This is a genomic window from Plantibacter sp. VKM Ac-2880 (assembly GCF_015351235.1).
GTDB lineage: Bacteria > Actinomycetota > Actinomycetes > Actinomycetales > Microbacteriaceae > Plantibacter.
Genome location: NZ_JADKSJ010000001.1, coordinates 1,136,725 through 1,157,385, shown reverse-complemented (window position 1 = coordinate 1,157,385; position 20,661 = coordinate 1,136,725). Strand labels below are relative to the sequence as shown.

General features: G+C 64.6%; 15 protein-coding genes and 1 tRNA gene. 6 read left to right on the top strand and 10 right to left on the bottom strand.

Annotated elements, in window-relative coordinates:
- Window positions 1-255: 255 nt before the first annotated feature.
- From ITJ57_RS05650 to ITJ57_RS05640, 3 genes are all read right to left on the bottom strand, one after another.
- The gene (locus ITJ57_RS05650) at window positions 256-738 is read right to left on the bottom strand and encodes a hypothetical protein (RefSeq protein ID WP_194669229.1); all 483 of its coding nucleotides are present in this window, start codon (window positions 736-738) and stop codon (window positions 256-258) included.
- A 71-nt stretch (window positions 739-809) separates the two neighbouring features.
- Window positions 810-1,688, bottom strand: coding sequence for a hypothetical protein (locus ITJ57_RS05645; protein WP_194669228.1), 879 nt, complete (start codon window positions 1,686-1,688; stop codon window positions 810-812).
- Window positions 1,689-1,763: 75 nt separating this feature from the next.
- The gene (locus tag ITJ57_RS05640; protein ID WP_194669227.1) at window positions 1,764-2,855 is read right to left on the bottom strand and encodes a site-specific integrase; all 1,092 of its coding nucleotides are present in this window, start codon (window positions 2,853-2,855) and stop codon (window positions 1,764-1,766) included.
- A gap of 288 nt (window positions 2,856-3,143) precedes the next feature.
- On the opposite strand from ITJ57_RS05640, the gene ITJ57_RS05635 reads away from it, so the two are divergent.
- The 5 genes from ITJ57_RS05635 (at window position 3,144) to ITJ57_RS05615 (ending at window position 8,131) form a co-directional block, all read left to right on the top strand.
- Window positions 3,144-3,371, top strand: a complete 228-nt coding sequence (locus ITJ57_RS05635; protein WP_194669226.1) for an AlpA family transcriptional regulator — start codon at window positions 3,144-3,146, stop codon at window positions 3,369-3,371.
- A gap of 14 nt (window positions 3,372-3,385) precedes the next feature.
- Window positions 3,386-5,179 (top strand): RNA helicase, encoded by a 1,794-nt coding sequence (locus ITJ57_RS05630; protein ID WP_194669225.1) that lies wholly within the window; start codon window positions 3,386-3,388, stop codon window positions 5,177-5,179.
- Between the two features lie 348 nt (window positions 5,180-5,527).
- Window positions 5,528-6,724, top strand: coding sequence for a plasmid recombination protein (locus ITJ57_RS05625; protein ID WP_194669224.1), 1,197 nt, complete (start codon window positions 5,528-5,530; stop codon window positions 6,722-6,724).
- Between the two features lie 346 nt (window positions 6,725-7,070).
- Entirely contained in the window at window positions 7,071-7,739 is a 669-nt protein-coding gene (locus ITJ57_RS05620; RefSeq protein WP_194669223.1) for a hypothetical protein, read from the top strand.
- Window positions 7,740-7,798: 59 nt separating this feature from the next.
- Window positions 7,799-8,131, top strand: coding sequence for a hypothetical protein (locus tag ITJ57_RS05615; protein ID WP_194669222.1), 333 nt, complete (start codon window positions 7,799-7,801; stop codon window positions 8,129-8,131).
- A 77-nt stretch (window positions 8,132-8,208) separates the two neighbouring features.
- On the opposite strand, the gene ITJ57_RS05610 is transcribed toward ITJ57_RS05615, so the two are convergent.
- From ITJ57_RS05610 to ITJ57_RS05595, 4 genes are all read right to left on the bottom strand, one after another.
- Window positions 8,209-10,428: an ATP-binding protein gene (locus tag ITJ57_RS05610; protein WP_194669221.1), complete on the bottom strand. Its 2,220-nt coding sequence runs from the start codon at window positions 10,426-10,428 to the stop codon at window positions 8,209-8,211.
- 99 nt (window positions 10,429-10,527) lie between these two features.
- Window positions 10,528-11,256 carry a GIY-YIG nuclease family protein gene (locus ITJ57_RS05605; RefSeq protein WP_228506511.1) on the bottom strand — a complete coding sequence of 243 codons (729 nt, stop codon included), beginning with the start codon at window positions 11,254-11,256 and terminating at the stop codon, window positions 10,528-10,530.
- A 55-nt stretch (window positions 11,257-11,311) separates the two neighbouring features.
- On the bottom strand, window positions 11,312-12,475 hold the full coding sequence (locus ITJ57_RS05600; RefSeq protein ID WP_370582213.1) for a DNA cytosine methyltransferase: 1,164 nt from the start codon (window positions 12,473-12,475) through the stop codon (window positions 11,312-11,314).
- Window positions 12,476-12,662: 187 nt separating this feature from the next.
- Window positions 12,663-12,752: transfer RNA gene (locus tag ITJ57_RS05595), tRNA-Ser, on the bottom strand.
- A 108-nt stretch (window positions 12,753-12,860) separates the two neighbouring features.
- On the opposite strand from ITJ57_RS05595, the gene radA reads away from it, so the two are divergent.
- Entirely contained in the window at window positions 12,861-14,237 is a 1,377-nt protein-coding gene (radA, locus tag ITJ57_RS05590) for a DNA repair protein RadA (RefSeq protein WP_194669218.1), read from the top strand.
- A 189-nt stretch (window positions 14,238-14,426) separates the two neighbouring features.
- Here radA and ITJ57_RS05585 read toward each other — a convergent pair whose 3' ends face one another.
- The 3 genes from ITJ57_RS05585 to ITJ57_RS05575 form a co-directional block, all read right to left on the bottom strand.
- Complete coding sequence (locus ITJ57_RS05585; RefSeq protein ID WP_194669217.1) at window positions 14,427-14,831, bottom strand: SseB family protein; 405 nt, start codon at window positions 14,829-14,831, stop codon at window positions 14,427-14,429.
- A gap of 58 nt (window positions 14,832-14,889) precedes the next feature.
- Complete coding sequence (locus ITJ57_RS05580) at window positions 14,890-15,561, bottom strand: hypothetical protein (protein WP_194669216.1); 672 nt, start codon at window positions 15,559-15,561, stop codon at window positions 14,890-14,892.
- 111 nt (window positions 15,562-15,672) lie between these two features.
- Window positions 15,673-20,598: an ExeM/NucH family extracellular endonuclease gene (locus ITJ57_RS05575; protein WP_194669215.1), complete on the bottom strand. Its 4,926-nt coding sequence runs from the start codon at window positions 20,596-20,598 to the stop codon at window positions 15,673-15,675.
- Window positions 20,599-20,661: the final 63 nt, after the last annotated feature.

Below are 20,661 nucleotides of genomic sequence, written 5' to 3'. Positions count from 1 at the left end.
AGCAACAATGCGACCAACGCATTAATGCCCGAGAGCGCATAGGCCCATGCAGGCGAGACGCTTCCATCTTTCTCTGTACATCCCACTTCGCTGACCCCCGATTGTAAGAGTATTGGCGTACCAACCCTAAGAGGCAGGTCGCCTCGTCCAGTCTGCGCTCCCAGGCCCTTAGACCTTGGCAGACTCCACCAGCGCTTGCTCGGAGCGTCTACGTGGTTGTGAGCTGTCGCACTGCTGTGCAACAGACCCATTGTTTTACGCTCGAATCTTCAGCACAGTCCGCGCGGCTAGGACGAAAGCACGCTCGGCTTCCCTCAGCGCCTCATAGTCACTGGCCTCGAATGCAGCCTGCATGGCATCCGCGTGTTCCGAAACGGACGTTGGCCCGAGGATGACGAGCGGCGCGAGAGTCTCAGCCACCGTAATGTACAGCTGGTCCGATTCTGCCAGGAGCGCCACCAGCTCAGGGCTGTCCATCTTCATTCCCTTTTGTTGTGCGAGCTTCATGGACTTGGAGTGAATCAGCTGAAACCCCTTCATTAGGGCGAAAGCTTTCACGAACGCTTCGTAACGGTGCGCGGACACCCAACGATTGTGCTCGCGCCGCCCCTGGATTCCAGCGCCGATGAAACCAGCCAAAATGGTCACCCCAGCACCGCCAAAGATCGACAATAGCGCGAGCGCCGTACTGTCAATCGCGGCGGCCGAATCTGAGGCAAGAGCGATGTGCATGTGCATGGTGCCATTCTGCCGTGTCGAGGGTTCCTCGCACGAGGAGCGCGGGCGTAGGATAGGAAGCAGAGTTCCGGCTACGTACGCGGGGAAGGTACCGGCCGCTCCCCATTCACCATCGCTTTCGTTACACGGAGCATTGCGATCGCACGTAGCGTCATGACTTGAGCAGCAGTCGCCGTCGATGTGATCCACGCCGGATCGCCAGTCAGACGCCCCCTGACCTCATGAGCTCCCTCAGCATCACCAGAGTCTGCGGTTTGTAGGAACTCATGCGCGACCAGACCGCGCATAAACGACGGGTGGGTCAGTCCGCTCGTAAACTTCCATGCACCGACAAGGAGCGATGAGGAGTTCACGTTAAATAGGTCACCCGCTTCGTCCACAACCTTCTCCCAACCGGGAAGCCCTCGTTCATACTCAGCCCATTCGATGCCCGATGCGTCGGCAACCCGCCTCATCTGACGCCTCGTTTCTCTCGCGCCTTTGGCATTCACACGCTTCATGGACTCTCTTGCACTCGCCTGCTGTGACGCACTGGCCGCCACAATGAACGACTTTTCGTAGGCGAGTTCGTCCTGGGTAGCCTGCAGACGCCGAAGCACCCGCTCTCTCCGAGCGGGCGGACGCATCACCCAGAGCGCCGTACAGGCAGATTCGATCGCCGTTCGCGCAAGCGGATAAGTAGCCACCAACGGTATTGCAAGACCGCGAGGCGTCGACACCAGGTGCTCTATGCCAACGCAAGCGTCCACAGCCTGCGCAAGACAATACTGCACATACTGACCGATCGAAAGCGACCCTGTCGCTATATCGTCTGCGGCTCGAATCGACTCTCTGAGCGGCTTCACTTCATAAGCGCGCTCGTATGCCCTGGGGAGTTCTTGAATCTTGCCAACCAGCTGCGAGAGCTCGAGACCCCACTCGTCTTCAGTGCGTATCGCGTTTTCCGCCATTTCCGCTTCCATCGACCTTTTAATCCAAACCTTGAGTTCTGCACTGTCTGGTGGCGCACCGCCACGAGAGACGGATCAGAGTTGCTCAGCACGCTGACGGCTCAGCGCATCTGTCACGTTGTCCAGATCGTCAGGAAACAGCGCAGCGTAGGTGTCCAGAGTGACCTTCGCAGACTTATGACCGAGCATGCGCTGCACTACCTTGACATTAGCGCCCGCACTGATCGCGAGCGAAGCGGCGGTATGACGCAGGTCATGCGGCGTGATCCGACGGAAGTGTGGATCGACGTCCATGCAGCGCTTGACCGCTCTCGCAAACCAGCCGTTGTACGCGTGGCCCGGTCGGAGAAAAGTACCATCGTCTGCGGTCCAAACTAGATCGTCGGGTGCCTTGTTCTTGCATGCCGCAGCCACCTCGGTGTCGAGGAAATCGGGGTAGGCGACTGTCCGCCGTTCATGGGACTTTACACTCCCTAAGATCTGCCGATAATTGACTTCCGCGACCGCCTCTCGGATGTTCACGCGCCTCCGCACAAGATCGATGTTGCGCACGCGGAGCGCAGTCGCCTCTCCCCATCTGAGCCCGGTGTAGGCCAGGAAGCGGACTACGCTCGACTCCCTCGCCGCACCGGCGAGCTCCTCCACCTGCGCATGCGTGAGGAACACCTCGTCGGGAATCGGCTTTTTCTTGATCGTGATCCCCCGCGACGGGTTCTTTGTGACGCGGTTGTCCTCGATCGCATCGTCGAAGATGCCAGCGAGGAGATCTCGTGCTCGCGCGACTGTCGTATGCGATCGCGTCTCACCAAGTCGCGTGAGCCACGCCTCGACCTGCCGTTTGGTCACTGCGCCAACGGCGTATCCTCCCCACTCCGGCAGCACGTGCACCCGCCAGGCACTCTCAACCGAGTGATGACTGCTGGGGGTCACCTTGGTCTTATGGCGCGCAATCCACTCGGCGCCCAGTTGCGCGATCGTGGCCCTAGCGTCCGCCCGATCCACATACGATCCCTTGAGCTTCGAGACCTCCACGGTCGCGAGGTGAGCCTCGGCGTCACGCTTCAGCTTGAAGCCCCGGTCGTGACCACGTGAGCCGTCTGGCTTCGTGTACCAGACCTCGTAGAGCCGGCCCTTGGTCTTGGTCTCGTACGACTTGACCGTGCCCATAGATCTCCCGTGGGTATGAATTGGCGTGAACAATTGTGAGCTTAGTCGGCGTCTCGTGCTACATTGTGGGCAGCCCGAATTGAAGGGTCAGAAGATGCCGCACTACGGGGCGGCGGAGCTTCCTTCGCTAGGAAGCGTCACGTTGGAGAACAGGTCCGCATAGCGGGTGACTCGAACGCTGGCTTCGAAGAGCGGACAGCACAAGATGTGCACGCACGCCAGATACGGAACGGCTACACGACCAGGCGGATGCGGTCCCCATGAGAGCGAACTCATGAGGACTTTTCTATGCCCGCCAACTCTCCCGCCAGTACCTCTCTGCTCGATGCGCTTGTAGCCCCCGCGACGCTCGCCGAGCGTCTTGGAACGACCGAGCGCAGCCTGAGCGAATGGCGCATCAAAGGCCGAGGCCCGAAGTTCATCCGCGTCGGTCGCGGTGTCCGGTATCGCCCAGAAGCTGTCGATGCCTGGCTGCTGTCGCAGGAACACACGAGCACCTCTGAGGAGGTGCGTTGATGTCCGATGCAAACGTGAGCGACAAGACCCTTCCCGCAGAAACTCCCGTTTCTCCCGTCGCAGCCGCCCAGCAGACGCAAAAACCGCATGAATACGCTGCAGAACCGGCGGGGGGCCTCCTTGGGTCCCCCCGCCCAGAAACTCCCGTTTCTCCCGTTACTCCCGCAGCCACCCGTGTAGCGGATACTCAACTCGAAGCTGTTCGCACCTTCTTCGAGGCCGCGAAGGCTGCCGAGACAGATAGCCAGATAAAGCGCGCGTCGTTGTCGGCGACAGTGTTCTCGATCATGCAGTACGAGGTGCACCCCGACACAGGCGAGGCGATGATCACCCAGGCCCAGATCGACCAGGGCCTATCGATGGACTCGATCAAGCGGTACGCCTACGCATGGCACGACCTCGACCGATTCGACGCACAAGAGGCTGCAGAGCAACAAGGCAAGGGGCGCCAGGTCGCCGCCGGAGCGTTGAAACCTCGCCATGTCCACCTCGTCGTTCAGTGCGACCATGACTACACGATTCGGCAGATCTCCAACTGGTTCATGGTGCCGGCGGCCAGAGTGAAGATGCCGCGAGAGTTCGCGCAGGCGGAGGGCCGGAAGTCCTACCTAGGCAACGGCGCGCGCGAGAAGGCGTTCTTCGACCTCTGCCAGTACCTCACCCACGAAGGCAGTAAGCAGCGGCAGAAGCACCAGTATGACCGCGCGACCGTGGTTGCCAATTTTGACTTCGGCGCGGAGCTCGACGATCACATGGCGTCGCGCGCGCCTGGCAGCAAGAGCAACGACCAGAAGCAGCTGGATTCGTTGATGCTCGCGACCATGCACGGCGAGATCACCCTGCGGGAACTCCGTCGCGACTACCCGATCTACTACGGCAGGTATATTGACCGTTTCACGAAGTGGCGAGGCGATTTCCTCCACCACCAACCCGCACCGCCGTATCGCATCTGCTTCTACTTCGAGGGCCAGGGCGGTGTGGGGAAGGATCTGCTGGCGAAGGCACTCGCCCGCACATTGGTCCCTGGTGACTGGGTGCCAGGCGTGCACGATCCCTTCTTCACTATCGGCGGCGAGAACGTGACCTGGCAGGGCTACGACGGCCAGCCTGTCGTCATCTTCGAGGAGGCCCGCGTCGAGAACCTCATCCATTCGATGGGGCGCAAGGAACTGTTCACGTTCATGAATCCGTTTCCGGAGAAGCAGTCGATGAATGTGAAGTACGGCTCGACTCAGCCCGTCAACACGATCACCATCTTCACCGGCCCAGATCCTTACGACGTGTTCCTCGACGGGCTAGCGGGTGAGTACGTCGACAAGGCTGGGATCCAGCACAAGGCGGAGAACAAGGCTCAGTCGCGCCGGCGAGTGCCGTTCGTCATCCCGGTCCGCGAGGGTGAGTTCGACCTGCTGGTCAACAAGGGGTTCGCGGACAACACCAGAGAGTTCCACGAGTACTACGCGTACAGAAACCTCCGTCAGAACATCGAACAGGTGCAGATTCGACTCAAGGGCATCTCCGACGCGCCCCGCCGCATCGAGACGCATCTGGCGATTGAGGCGCATCAGGTCGCTCCGATCAAGGATCAGTTCGAGAAGGTGCTGGCCGCGAAGTCATCCATCGACGAGTACCCACAGTCGTTGATCTTGGAGTTCGCAGAGCTCGGAAAGCCGATTCCTGAAGAGGAGATCGCTCAGCGCGCCCTCGAGTCCCAGCGCAAAGCGGCGTTGGCAGCCGCGGCCGAGGAAGCCCGCCACGCTCGCACCTGGGGCATTGGACATGAGGAGGTGACCACTCATGTCGCGTGACGTCATCGCGGAAGCGGATGGCTGCTTCGACGCTCAGCGTCCGGCAGCCGCCGACCCATCACGCGTCCAGCGCGATGGGTCGCTCGGACGCCCGCCAGGGCGTTCCCGACGGGCGGAGCACGGAGGCGCCCCGCAGGGCACCAGGAACTTTGAGGAGCGCAGCGATCGCAAAGTGTATGGGGCTACACCTTCGACTACCGCGAAGGAGACAACCACCCTCCCGAAGGCACACAGGGGTGGTTGGCTCCTTTGCGGTAGTCGAAGCCCCTCGGGAGAGCCGCCGGAGGCCCAGCGTGGTGCCGCGTCGAAGACGGGGCACCACGCTGGACGCGCTGAGAGGAGGGCCGCATGAGCTACACGATGACCTTCGACGCGTCCCACAAGGTGGGACGTTCCGGCTCGCACGCACGAAGCTTCTTCCGCCACATCGCGCGCGATGCCGATCTGGCCGCCGGCTTCACGTTCACGCACAGCAACAAGAACATCGTCCCGTCGCGCACATCCTCCAACTTCACACGGGTCAACGATGGAGCGGGTGGCTTCCGCGAGCTCGTGTCCGTCGACGGCGAGGCTCCATCTCAGGAACTCGAGAACTACCTCGAGGAACGTCTCGCGTCGGTGAAGAAACCTCTTCGCAAAGACGCCGTCGTGATGCGAGGTCTCATCCTGCAGCTCGACCCGAAGTGGTTCGATGACCACAATCCAAGCTGGCGCGAGGATGGCCTGAACGAGGAGGCAGCCGCCCACACCGTCGCATCACTCAACTGGGTCAGCCAGGAGTTCGGCGCCAGCAACATCGTCGGCTTCTCTCTTCATCTGGACGAGTACAACCCCCAGCTGCAGGTGATGTTCACCCCCGTCACCAAGGACGGGCGCCTCGCCCAGAAGGAGTTCTTCAAGGGTCCACAAGACCTCAGGCGTCAACATGCAGAGCTGCGCCAACACATGGCCGAGGCAGGCTACGACGTCGAGCACAAAGTCACGGAACGATCGACGGAACACCTCAGCAGCAGTGAGTTCCAGGCGAAGACAGATCGAATTCGCTACGCCCTGCAGGATGTCGAGACGAAGAAGACGACATACGAGAGCATGACGATCGGCCTCGGGAAGAGAGCTGCGGCCCTCGACGGACGCGAAACCAGCATCGTTCTGCAGGAGCAACAGGTGGCCGCGGCCCGTGAGGAGGCGAGGCTGGCTAGCCTGGCCGCAGAAGCGTCCATGACCGCGGCGCAGACGGCGCAGCACGCGGCCCGACGCGCGAAAGAGGAGGCCGAGCGCGAGCGCGAGAGCCTTCGCACCACGAATGCGCGGCTGGAGTCCATCCCGCCGGACGTGGAGCGGTGGCTCGATAAGGCGAGATTCGGCGGGAAGCCGGCGCGCGACTACTTCAATGAAGCTGCAGCCCAAGCTCGCGCCACTCGCGCTGAGGTGGGGCGTCTCATCGAAGGTGACGGAGCCTTGGGCTCTCCGAGTCGCCGCACGCCGCAGGCTGGGAAGTGGCCAGGCGGCGGTCCGACCGCGCCCAGCGCAGGGCCATCTTTGTGATGAAGGACCAGCAGGTCTGAGAGGAGGGCAGCCGCGGGCCAGCTGATGGTCAGCGCTGTGACACGAGGCGGACCGCATCAGTTCCTGTGGTCCAGCAGCTGGCCGTTAGGTGGTCGGTTGCTGGACCACCCGCCAAAGAGCGGGTCGGGAGTCTGCGAGTATCCCGAGAGCTGAAACAAACCGAGAGCAGGTGCTGTCTCAAAACCGCCGCACCTAGAGGTCGCCGAGCCTGCTCGGAAACGAGCAGATTCGTTCAGCGGCTGACACTTCGGCTGGCGCAAGACGCTGCTTCAGAGAGACTAACCCCACGGTTGCATTCATCCCGCAGTCCCGCCACGCTGGCGCCATGTGTACTCCCGAAGTCCCCGACGACTCCCGAAACACAGAGGTTTCTGAGACGTACAGCTATCGAGCCTCCGACAAGTCCGTGAGACAGCTTGCGGATGCCGTCGCCCGACTCGGCGCTGACGGCCAGTTCATGGTGGACGCGCTCATCGAGACGGTGCTCTCGCTGCGGCCCATCACAAAAAGCACCATGGCGGAGGGCCGGAAGGCCTTCCTCGTCGAGTCCGGCGTGTTCACAGTCGAGAGCTTGGCGGCCACGACCGCGAAAGTAGCCAGGGGATCGCTGGCTCGCCGCAGCATTGAGACCGAGATCTCGCTGCTCGTTCGCACGCTATCCCTGGAAGACACGTGTGCATATCTCAAGTGGGAAGCGGACGCCGTGCTTCGGGCTGTCGCCGATGGCCGTCTATACGCACTCGAGATCGCCGGCCGACCACGATTCCCAGACTGGCAGTTTCACAGGCCATCGCCCGACGGCTTGTTACCCCACTTAGCCGAACTGATCGCTCTGGTCTCCGCTCGTTGGACGCACTATGCGGTCTGCGGATTCATGGGGACGAGTCATTCGAGTCTTGTCGCAGAGGGCCCCATGCGACCCGCCGAGTTCATCATCCGCACGGGCGACTTCGACAGAGTGCGGCGCGCCATCGAAGTATCTGACTTTGAGTGACCTGTTCGTCGCTGACGATGCAGCGTCGGGCCCTCCACCGATAGTTAGGAATCAACGAAATGGAAATGAACACATGGATGGGCCCGGCAGGTAGGCCCGTGCAAGACCCAGACAAGTGGGAGCCCTCTCACGAGGAGTGGATCATCGAGGTGGCCAAGTGCGCAACGGACCGCCGCGCAGCACTGACAGAGGGGCACGACCCGCGTTGGGAGTCGCTCTCCACACCGCAGCGTGAGTATCTGGAGCAGGCCGCAGATGACTTCCTGCACGCCTATCAGCAGGCCCAGGTCAACTTTCTGCGATACCAGAGGGATGGCCCGCTGGAGCGTCGCGAGTATGTCGACGGTGCCCTCCGTCAGATAGCCAATCCATGGCAGCCTGGGCGCCGCTGACTAGTTCCTCGCTGCTCGGGCTGAGAGCTGGCCGTGCCCGAGTACCCTTCGCATGACAGCCGTTGACGACAACAAAGTCACACGGAGCTGGGCGCATCCGTTTGGGGCACTGGGTCGACAGCAGGAGGAGCAGGTACAGCCGTCACATCGGCAGTCTCTTCGGCCGCTGATTCGGTGGCATCCTCGTTCAGCGCCTCGGTGGCCACTTCATCCGCCTCGTCAGGGTCTTCGGGCTCGTCGACAGGTGGGTCCAGAGAGGCAAGCACCTTCGCCAGATCGCCCTGCTTCTCTGCCAAGACGGTCTCGTACTCCACATATTGACGTCGCGCGTTAGCGAGCATCTCGTCGTAATAGAAGACGCGCCCGTTGATACCGTCCAGACGATCGGCAATGGTCTCTTCTGCTGTCTTCTTACCGATCGGCCCCGGGTTCATTGGCTGGCCGAGCACGAAGATCACCTCAACGTTCGATCCATTCGAGGGCATCCCCTGCTTCTCAAGCACGTCCCGCGTGGCTTCCCAGTACTTTGCTCCTTGTGTGAAGAGCTCGTCCAGCGTCGTCTTCCGGCCGTAGCGCTTGAGCTCCACGATCAGGTGTGAGCCGGCGGCACTCTGGTACTTGATGTCGATTCGCCCCTGCGCCTTATTCTCTTCCTCCGAGGGCTCGAAAACGTCGCCACGGATTCGCTTCAGGCTCTTCTCCATCTCAGGATTCGCAGTCGGATGCTCCCAGGACGGGTCGAGTAGCCACATGTTCTCGAACAGATGCTCCTGCAGAGCACGTTCCTTGTCGTCATCGTTGATGAGACGCTCGAGTTGCTCGATGGCCGCGATACGAGACCGGAGAATCTGAGCGTAGAGCGCATCTTCGAGCGTGCGCTGCGACGCTAGGACAGGGAGGATGTCGTCGACCGTGACTGCATCGACGAATTCGTTAAGTTGGGCCGTCGTCGCATCTAGCGCGACACGTTCGAAGCCAAGAATTCCAGCCCGGAAGAGCTCGCGCCGAGGAGATTCATCCTCAAACGGTAAGGCAGCGATGGTCTGGATCAGTTTCTGCGCTGCCTGGCGATGGCTGGCCGGTCGCTCATCCACCCAGGCGTGTACCTCTGGATAGGACTGCATCAGACCTTTGAACTTGTCGATCGGGCGCTGCGCGGTCCACTGGCGTTCCGCCTCCAAGAAGCGTTCGCGGAGCACGGTTCTTAGAAGGGTGACACGCTCATCGTCCTCAATGAGTCGCTGCCGATCGCTCGTAGCGATGTCGGGAGTCTCCTCCCCGTCGAGGTCGAGGAACTCGGCGGTAATCTGGCCAGTCACGTAGCTTCCGAACAGTTTGTTGAAGTGTAGCTGGTCCAGAATTCCTTCCTGGATTGGACGTTTGCGAGCAAGGATAATGATGTTTCGTAGGGACTCGCGCTCATCCTCCTCGTCTTGAAGATCGTTCGGCGTTGCAACTGAGCCGAACCAGCCGCTGAGTCGCCAACCTCGCTTTTCATCTACGAGGCCGTCAAGTTCCCATCGCCGCTTCACGGCCGGAGTTTGGGTGGCCGGAATAGGGGACGCCCCGAGCGACCAGAAGTACTCTATTCGGGCCAGATCCTCGCGGTCGTCAAAACCGACGCGCTCGCCATTGATTACGATCGCGAAGCGATCGGCCGCTGCTGGATCAAAGCTGAGAACGTCGAACCTGCGGGCAATGCGGCGTCGCAAGGCCCGGATCGTCACACCCGCCCGCTTCGTGTTCAAATTGGTCAGAGTCAATCTGGTGCCGTGCGGCGGGAGATCTGCTGGCACCTCCACTGGCTCTGGATGGTAAGCGATGCCTCCCGCTATCGCGGTCTCGAGGCTTACTCGATCGATTCGAAAGGCTTCTGGCTGCATGTCCTTCTTGCGCGTTGCAACGACGATGTCGTTCGCCAGAGAGAAAACGGAGAGTTTGCCGATACCCTTGCGCCCCATGAACGGGCGCCTGTGTTCGCTCGACCGGAGTCCCTCGTTGCCAGGCTCGCGTTTCTGGTAGCCCACCTTCAAATACCGGCCGTTGACGTCATCCAGGCTCATACCTGAACCATCGTCTTCGATGACGATGGAACCCGCGTCCTGGCTCCACGTGATGCTGATCTTGTTCGCGTCGGCGTCCCAAGCGTTCGCGACAACCTCGGACAGAACGGCGGCGGCGTTGCTGTATAAGTTGATGCCCAGAGATTGGAGGACGGCGAGGTCAACCTTCATCTCGAAGCGCTCGGCGTCAGCGTTTGTCGGTGTCGCTGATTCGGTCGGTTCCGCAGATTCCATCTGTTCCCCTATCGTCTTGGGCGAGGTCCGCGGGACCGAACCAGCCATCGTCCTTGCTGATGCTAGGGCGTTATCGGGTCGACGTAACGGGAGCTGACCCTAATTCGCGTCCACCTGATCTTCGTCGTCGTCGCTAAACTCAGCCATCACATTGCCAACGAGCTCATGGACGTCGATCGCCGCTGGCGCTGGGCGCGCTCGGCCTTCAGCGAAAGCGAGGCGCGCCGCCGCGAGGTCTGCTAGCCGGACGGCTTGTATGACGATGACTCGACGTAGTCCAGCCGATACTTCACCACGTTCGTGGGCAACAGCCGCGACCCGGGCTAGCGTTTCAGCCCGTCTGGCGATACGAACGTCCGGATGCTCACGCTCCTCACGGAGTTCGGCAGGCACCAGCGGAAAGCGGTATGAGGGTGGAAGTTCGATTCGCGGTGAGACCGGCGGGATCTTCTCATTCAGGATCGCGTGATACTTGGATCCGTCGATCGCCGCCAGATAGACGGAGTACTCGAGCGCGTCCAAAGCGGCTGTCTTCGCTGCCTTCGCCAACTGGCGTGAGCCCTCCGCAGGGTATAACTCGATCTCGGCCACTTCAAACGGGTCGAGGATGCGATAGGCCAATGTGTCAGAGCGCTGGCCAGTCAGGTGCCGCCCAATCCGAGTGCCGAACGTCTCCCAAGTCTGCCCGACGTAGATGGGCTCTCCGTCATAGTCGTAGAAGGCGTAGACACCGATGCACTGCCCTAGCTTCTTTCCCGACTCAGCATCCACAGTTGCCATGGCCGCGCGCAGCAGCCCACGAAACTTCTGCACGAAGCTCGTCGGCATCGACCTCTTGGCCGGTGGCGTCTGATCGGGATCGTTGTAAGAAGCGATCCCCCGACTAGCCACGAGCGCTCGCAACTCCAGAGACCGCGACGTCAAGTTGGCCGCGAACGAGCGGCATGAGGTAGTTTTCGGCAAGCCAGCTCACAGCGGGAACGGCCACTGCATCTCCGAAAGCGAAGAGCGCCTGATTGGTGCGAGCAGCCGAGAGATCGTAGTCGCCGGCTCCCATGAGGCGAGCGTACTCGAGAGGCGTCATCCATCTGACTTGGAGCCGTCTGTTCCCGAGTTTCACTACGGCTTGCTTTGACGAACCTCCGCGCGCTGTGCGCAGACACCCAGAAATATCGTCTGGTCTCACCTCCCATACGGGCACGCCATTTCGAGTCCGCCGGTAGGCCGTTCTGTACTTCACACCCGGGCTCCGGCGCATCGCAGCGATGCGCTCAAGCTGCACTGGAGCGAGGGAGTTCACGAAGGCTTCCGTGCGCTCAGCACCCCACCACCGTTCGTCACCAACAGGCATTGCTTCTACGAGTTCTCCAAACCCCTCGAGCAGAGGTGCCGGAGGGGCGGGAAGAGCTGCTCGGTGCGTCCGCAGAGTTGGGTCGCCGTAGACGGCTTGGAGCCAGTCTGGCCGCAACTCGCTGTTCGGTTCGGCCGTGTCCATTGGAGGGTTCAGGGCACCTACGAGGAAAAGCCGGGGACGTGACTGTGGGATGAACCGCCTCGCGTCGATAGCGAGAACGTCTACGGAGTAACCAAGATCGTTGAATGCACGAACCGCGGCCGCAAGGTCATCTCCGCCGTGAGAGGTAGCGAGCCCCACCACATTCTCGAGAACCGCGACCTCGGGTCGGTCCTCGCCCAGCTCCTCAAGCAGACGAATGTACTGCCAGAAGGCGTTAGATTCGCCCGCCCGTAGCCCGCCACGCGAGCCGGCGAGAGATAGGTCAGTGCAAGGGGACGACCCCCACGCCAAGGACGCATCGCGTGGGAGGTCGCTGACGCTCACTTGGCTGATGTCACCGAGGGCAAACTTGTGGTCGCCCGACTCGTCGTCGAAGTGGTTTCGGTAGAGGTCCCATTTGTCTTGCTCGTAGTCATTCGCCCACGCCACGCGAAATCCACCTCGCTCGAGGCCGATCCGCGCAAGCCCGATGCCGGCGAAAAACTCCAACACTTTGGGCCGGGCGGAGTTCAGTTTCACGATGTCTGGCACGCTTGAAAGCATAACCGCGGACACTGTCAGAGCATGCCGGCACGGCGGCCAAGCGCACTCCGGGACGACTCTGCCAGGAGCCCCATCGAGGAGTTGTCGAGACCGGTATCGCGATGAACTCGCACCACGCATGCACCACAGCCCCAAAACAAAAGAAGAAAACCCCCGGCTAACCAGGGGTTTTCTATGGCGGTACCGGTGGGATTTGAACCCACGGTGCTCTTTCAAGCACACAACTTTTCGAGAGTTGCACCTTCGGCCGCTCGGACACGGTACCGGGGTCGAGTGTAATAGAAGACGAGCGCCGACGCGAATTGAGCGAGACCCTCCTCCACAGGCGGCGCGGAGGGCAGGCGGTGTCGGCGGCCACGCCTAGGCTGGCCGCATGGCCAAGGCACACTCCCCTGCATTCCGCTGCACCGAATGCGGCTGGACCACCGCCAAGTGGGCCGGCCGGTGCGGCGAATGCCAGCAGTGGGGAACGGTCGTCGAGGCGACGGCCCCCACCGGCGTGCTCGGCAAGTTGACCCCGATCCGCGCGACCGACGAGCGCGCCGCCCGCCCCATCACCGAGGCCCGCTCCGACGAAGCGCCACGGTGGTCGAGCGGGATCGCCGAATTCGACCGCGTCCTCGGCGGCGGCATCGTCCCGGGCGCAGCCATCCTGCTGTCCGGCGAGCCGGGTGTCGGCAAGTCGACCCTGCTCCTCGAGGTCGCGTCACGCGCCGCGAAGACCGGCGCCCGCGTGCTCTACGTGAGCGCCGAGGAGTCGGTCAGCCAGGTGCGCCTCCGAGCCGAACGCACCGGCGCCCTCCACGACGACCTGTACCTCGCCTCCGAGACCGACCTCGCCACCATCCTCGGCCACATCGACCAGGTCGAGCCGAAGCTCCTCATCGTCGACTCTGTGCAGACGGTCTCCTCCTCGCAGTCCGACGGCCTCGCCGGGCAACCCGGTCAGGTCCGCGAGGTCTCGGCCGTCCTCACCCGCATCGCCAAGGAGCGCGACCTCCCGATCCTCCTCGTCGGCCACGTCACCAAAGACGGCTCGATCGCAGGCCCCCGCCTCCTCGAACACCTCGTCGACGTCGTCTGCCAGTTCGAGGGCGACCGCCACACCGCACTCCGCTTCCTCCGTGCGCAGAAGAACCGCTTCGGCGCGACCGACGAGGTCGGCTGTTTCGAGATGGCCGGCGACGGCATCGCCGAAGTCCCCGACCCGAGCGCCCTCTTCCTCAGCCAGAACGAACCCGTGGCCGGCACCTGCGTCACCATCGTCATGGAAGGCCGCCGCGCCCTCCCCGTCGAGGTCCAGGCGCTCATCAACAAGACGCAGGCACCGAACCCGCGGCGGGTCACCAACGGCGTCGACCCGTCACGCGTGGCGATGATCCTGGCCGTCCTCCACGGGCGCTACTCCTACGACCTCAGCGACCACGACGTCTACATCTCCACGGTCGGCGGCGTGAAGATCACCGAACCGGCGGCCGACCTCGCGATCGCCCTCGCCCTCGTCTCCGTCATCCGCGACCTCGCCCTCCCCCGCGACCTCGCGGCCTACGGCGAGATCAGCCTGAGCGGCGAAGTGCGCCCGGTGAGCGTCGCGAAGCAGCGCGGTTCCGAAGGCAACCGGCTCGGCTACAAGCTGCTGCTCAACTCCGACGTCAGCAACGACCTCAAATCGGTGCTCGGGATCGCTAAGACGGCGGCCGAAGCCGCACGGCCCGCCCGACGCGAACGGGAGCTCGACGCAGCCTTCTGAGCCGACCGCCCGCACCTGATCCACGAACCAGGATCGGGGTGTGCTGTTCACAACTCCTGCGAACTGGTCCCGCAAGGTCCCAGACCGGGACCTGTCCACGTTCGGACGACGACGTGCAGGAGTTGTGAACCGCGGACGCCGCCGAGAGCAAGACCCGCGATCAGGATCGAGCTCTTCGGCCGCCCGCGCCTACTCCGTCGGCGCCTCGAGTTCGAGGACGCGCAGCAGCTCCTCCGGCGACGCCTGCAGCGAGTGCGGACCGGCGACGTCGAAGAGCACCGTCTCGATGTCGTCACCGTAGGTGCGGAGGAAGCTCGCGAGCCACGCGCCGTCGTGCAAGCCGACGTAGGGCGGCAGGGCGGCCGGCTTGTTCTTCGCGTCGGAGAAGAGGAGCAGTGCGAGCCTCGCGGTCTCCGGTTGCCGGAACATCCAGACCTCGCCGGTCTCCGTCGGCTTGTCGGGATTGCCCGGCTTCATGAGCGGGACGACAAACCGCCCGTTGCGCAACGCGAGTGCCACCGCCACCATGTCGCCGGCGGCGAGGGCCGCGGCCAAGGGCTCGGAACGGAACTCGGGTCGCTTCTGCTTCGCCATGCCTCCATTGTCGCAGGCCGGTGCCGGGCGACTGGGTGGCCCCGCGAGCCCCCTCGGCTCAGTTCAGGAGGAACTGCGCGCTGTCGGCGGAGGCGAACCCACCGATGGAGGTGTTGAGGTGGTACGACGCACCGGCTGCCGGCACCGGATCGCGCGGCGCATCGCAGGTGTCAGGGGCGGACCGCGTGCGGTCCCAGGTGATCGGCGGGTTCGACGAGACCGTCTTGCCCGGCTCCAGGAGCACCTGCTGGTCGCTCGGCGCCGTCTGGCAGTCGGTGGACGTCCAGTACGGTTCGTCACCACTGGAGACGGTGAACACCTGCTGGCTCGTGCCGGCGTTCATCGTGCAGACGGCCGAACCCGTGTTCGTCACGCTCAGCGACAGCTGGGGCAGCTCCCCCGCCGCGAAGCTCGTGCCGTTGACGACCGCCTCGACCCGGATCTGATCCGCGGTGCACGCAGCCGCAGAACCGGGGTCCGTGGTCGCGGCCTCGTCGATCGGCGCGGTGGTCGACGTGTCGGGCGCAGCGCTTGCGACCGGCGGCGCGGACGCCGACGGGGTCGGTGACGACGACGAGGCAGCGGGCTCGGCACCGGAACCCGATGCCAGCCGGACGATCAGCACGACGACCAGGATGACGACGGCGAGGAGGACACCGAACACGATCAGCCTGCGTCGCCAGTAGACGGCGGGCCGCTCCGGTCCGCGGGGATTCGTGAGGCTCGACATGCTCACAGATTAAGTGCAGTCGCGCGGAAACGCCCGATGCCCCGCCGTCGGTGCGGACCGTGGTCCGACCGATGACGGGGCATCGGGATGGTGCTGACGTGTCGCGAGCGCCTAGAGCTGCTGCGCCGAGCGACGACGGGCGATCACGAGCGCGAGACCACCGACGAGGAGCAGTGCGGCGAGCGCCGCGTTCCCCCACGGCTCGGCACCGGTGTTGCTCAGGCTGCCGTCCTGGCTCCCGCCGGCCGTACCGGAACCGCTGCCGGTTCCGCCACCCGCACCGGGCTGGGTGCCCGGGTCGGTGCCGGGGTCGACCGCCGCGGCCTGCACGACGATGTCCTGCCAGCCGATGACGTTCCCGTCGGCGTCCTGGACGACCAGGCGGTGCGCACCGACCGGGGCGTCCTCAGGCACGGTGACCTGCACGTTGCCGTCCGCGTCGACCTGCACGAGGCCGTCGCTGACGAGGATCGGCTCGGAGTGCAGCCAGACGCTCACCCAGGTGCCGGCGTACTCCTTGCCGACGTGGATCGTGGCGAGCTTGCCGATGATGAAGTCGGTGATCGCCTTGATGAGGTCCTTGAGCGCCTGGATGAGTGCCGAGTCCGGAGCGGGCGTCGGCGGCGTGACCACCGGCGGCGTAGCGACCGTGAGCGGCACCGTCAGCGTGGTGCCCGACTCGAGTGCCGTGAGGCGGACCGTCGCCGCACCGTCAGCGGTACCAGCCGGCAGCGTGAACGACACCGTTGCGGCACCGGCGCTGACCGGGACCGTTCCGACGGCTGCACCGTTGACCTCGATGGCGAGCGAGGTGTTCACCGGGCTGCCCGTGGAGGTCAGGTCGAGCTTCGCGACGTCGAACGTGACCTTCCCGCCGGCAGCGATCGCCGCGGTCGGTACGTTCGTGACCTGCACGCTCTGGCGGGCGAAGTCCGGAGCGACCGGGCTGTTCGCGGTGAGATACGAGACCCACGCGTCGCGGTCGACGAGACCGGAGTCGCGCGTGTCGGTGCCGTTCGCGAACTCTCGGAAGTTGTCGCCGCCCTGCAGCAGGAAGCTGAAGGAGCCGATCCGGTAGCTCTTCGCCGGGTCGATCGGCGCACCGTTCACCGTGATGCTCGTGATGCGCTCGCCCTGGGCCTTCGTCGGGTCGAAGGTGTACTGCACGTTCGACGACAGGCCGAGCTGCAGGTACGGACGAGACGGCACGTTCCCGGCCGCGTCGAGCTGCCACTGCTGCTCGAGCACCGTCTTGAACTGGGCACCCGTGAGCGAGGTCGTCCACAGGTTGTTGAGGAACGGCAGCACCGCGTTCGCCTCGGCGTACGTGATGTCACCGGCGAGGATCTCCTCACGCATGCCGCCCGGGTTGACGATGCCGATGTCGGCCCCGCCGCGGTCCGCGCTCGAGAGCGAGGCCCGGAGGGAGTCGGCGACGAGGGCACCGAGCGTGGACTCCGCACCGCGGTCGTCCTTCACCCCGTTGTTGAACGCGCGGGTGATGTCGGCCTTCGCCTCACCGATCTTCCGGTTGCCGATCTCCGCCGCGACCGCGAGGGCCTTGTCGGTGATCGTCTTGACCGTCGCGACGGCCGGGTACTGCTTGACGAGGTCGGCTTCGGCCACGGTGGTGCGCGCGACGTTCTTCGCCGTGTAGGCGGTGACGTCACCCGAGGCGCGGTCGACGGTCAGCGTGATCTGGCCGATGAACTCGCCGTAGCTACCGGTCTGGAGCACGGGGCGGGTCTTGCCGGTGACACCGGGGACCGGAGCGTCCCACGCGTACTGCTTGTGCGTGTGACCGGTGAAGATCGCGTCGACCTCGGCGCTCGTCGTGGTGACGATCGAGGTGAAGGCGCTCTGCTCGGCGAGCTCCTGCTCGAGGGTCGCGCCGTCCGGCGTGCCGGCTCCAGCGCCCTCGTGGTACTCGGCGACGATGACGTCGGCCTCACCGTTGGACTCGTCGCCGTCGCTGAGCTGGGCCGCGACGCGGTTCACGGCCTCGACCGGGTCCCCGAAGTCGAGGTCGGCGATGCCTGCGGGCGACACGAGCGTCGGCGTCTCCTGCGTGATGGCACCGACGATGGCGACCTTCACCCCGTCGATGTCGAGGATCGTGTACTCCTTGAGCGCGGGCTGCTTCGTGCCCTTCTCGTAGACGTTGGCGCCGAGGTACGGCCAGGCCGCGTTCTTCCCGTCGGCCATGACGCGGTCGACGAGGTCGCCGTAGCCCTGGTCGAACTCGTGGTTGCCGACCGCGGAGGCCTTCAGTCCGAGCGCGTTGAGCACGTCGATCGTCGGCTGGTCCTGCTGCGACGACGAGGCGAAGAGCGAGGCGCCGATGTTGTCTCCGGCGGAGATGAACGCCGTCTGGTCGGGCGCGAACATCGACTTCAGCTGCTCGATCGTGCCGGCGAACTTCGTCGTGTTGGCGTCGATCCGACCGTGGAAGTCGTTGATGTTGAGCAGGTTGACGGTCGCGGACTCGCTCGCGTCGGCGCTGATGCCGACGATCACGGGGTCGTGGTCACTCGAACGGAACATGTCCGGCACGTTGAAATCGGTCACGTTCGCGTTGTACCGCGAGTACTCGAGGGCGATCGACTCGACCGAGTTGATGTTCCACACGTCGGCGCCGGTGACGCTCTGGTCGGCCTCCGGCGACGCGAAGATGTGGTCGAGGGATCCGACCGCGCCGTCGTAGGCGTAGGTGTACTCGCCGGTCTTCGCCTCCTGGCTGAGGTAGCCGGCGTCGCGGAGCACGTCCAGCGGGTCCTCGGCGTCGTAGGAGTTGAAGTCACCGACGAGGAAGACCTTCTTCGTTCCGATGTCCTTCGAGACCGTGTCGGCGAAGGTCACGAGGGCCTTGGCCTGACGCGTACGGTCGCCGGTGAAGGCGCCCTGACCGGTGTTGGCGTTGTCGCCCGTCGCGGCCTTCGAGGTGCTCTTCGACTTGAAGTGGTTCGCGATCACGAGGAACGTCGCCGCGTCGTCCGCGCCCTTCGGCTTGAACGCCTGGGCGTCGGGCTCGCGGGCGTTGTCGAAGGCGGGCTCGTCGAGCAGGATGCGCGACTCCCCGACCGTCTCGACGGTGGCGGACTTGTAGATGAACGCCGTGCGGATGACGTCCTCGTCCGCGGGGACCTTCGCAGGCGACGGGACGAACGTCCAGGTGCCCTCACCGGCGGCGGCGTTGAGGGCCGCCGTCAGGGTCTTCAGGGCGTCGTCGCGGTCGAGACCGATCGACGCGGAGTTCTGGATCTCCTCGAGCGAGACGACGTCGGCGTCCAGCGCGTTGATCGCCGAGACGATCTTCGCCTGCTGACGCGCGAGGCTCTCGGCCGTGGCCGCTCCGCGCACGCCGCACCCGGCGGCGTCGGAGTCGTCGACGGTCGTCTTGCCGCCCTCACGATCGGTGTAGAAGGTGCAGCCGGTGCGCGAGTCACCGGTGGTGGCGAAGTAGTTCAGCACGTTGAAGGTCGCGAGCGAGACGTCGCCGCCGACCCCGCGAGGCGAGGTGGTGCGCGTGTTCTCGAACGTCGCCGGCTGCGCCTCGGCCGCGTTGGCGCCGGTCAGGTGCTGCGTGGGCTGGAACTTCCAGTTGCTGTTGCGGAAGTCGAAGACGACCGGCGCGGTGAACGCGACGGCTGCACCGACACGGACCGGTGCGGTGGTCGAGACGTACGGGAGCGGGATGCCGGTGTTCTCCGCCTTCGAGAAGTCGACGGTGGAGCCGTCGTCGAGGACGACCTTCTCCGCCGGGACCCGGGCAGCGGCAGCGAGGGCCTCGGCGGACCCGGGCTTGCCGAGCACGGTCGGGGTGACGAACGGGCTGTCCGAAGCGGCCAGGCCGACCTCGCCGTAGCGGTTGGTGGCGTAGGTGTCGGTGACCGTGTAGTCGCCGGCGGGAGCCAGCAGCATGCCTTCGAGGCGCTCGCGCTCCTCGTCGGTGGCCGGGAAGGCGACCGTCGCCGCGGTCGGGGCCGTGACCCCGGTCGCGTCGAGGGGGGTGACCGCGGCGGCGTCGGTGACCTTCAGCTGCGTGAGGCCGTAGTACTCGTCCACCACGCCGGTGACCTGCACGTACTGTCCGACAGTGACGGAACCGACGGTGGCCGGCGAGTAGACGAAGACACCGTCCGACGCGAGGTGGGTCGCCGGGTCGATCGCGCCGCCGGTCCCCTCGGTCTGGAGGTAGTACCCGTTGAAGCCGCCCGTGGGGAAGCTGGCGGTGACGAAGCCCTTCGTGGTCACCGTCTGGCCGACCATCGTGCTCGCGGCCGCAGTGCCCTGGATCTCGGCGATCGTCGCGACGCCGGGCTCGGCCGGGGTGGTCGGGTCGGTGGGCTCGGGGCTCGGCTCCGGGTCGGGGGTCGGCTCCGGGTCGACGGGGGTGTCGCCGGCGCTGTTCTGCGGGGTCACCGTGTCGCTGAGGCCGAAGTCCGCAGCGTTGCTATCGGTGTCGGCGAAGTCGGTGCGCACGATCGACTGCGGCACGGCGTTGCCCGACGGCGACGGGGACGCGGCCGTCTCGAAGGTGTTCGAGGTGCCGTAGCCGAGGAGGTCGACGATGGTCGGGTCGGCGACGACGGAACCGGTCGGCAACGTCACGGCGGCCGTCGAGGCGACGAGCGCGAGCGTGCCGTTCTGCCCCTGCGGGCTCAGGGAGCTCGTCACGTCCGGGGTCGGCAGCGCGACACCGTTGGCGCCGTTCGACGATCCGGAGACGAGGTAGTACCCGCCGGCTGCGATGGAGCCGGTGAGCGGGACCACGGTGGACGAGGCGCCGACACCGTCGAGCTTCCGGTACTGGATGGACCAGCCGCTGACGTCGACGGGCGTCGCGCCGGGGTTGTACAGCTCGACGAACTTGTTCAGGTAGGGCGCGTTGGCGCTCCCACCCGAGAGGTAGGCCTCGTTGATGACGACACCGAGGCCGTCCGTCGAGGCGAGTGCGGGTGTCGCCACGAGCGGTGCGGCGACGAGCCCGGCAAGGGCGGCGAAGGCGGACAGCCTCCACGGGTGTTTGAACGACATGTGGCTCCGAATCGAGGGCCGTCCTCGTTCGGGGCGCGCGACAACGCACCCCCCATTCGAGGC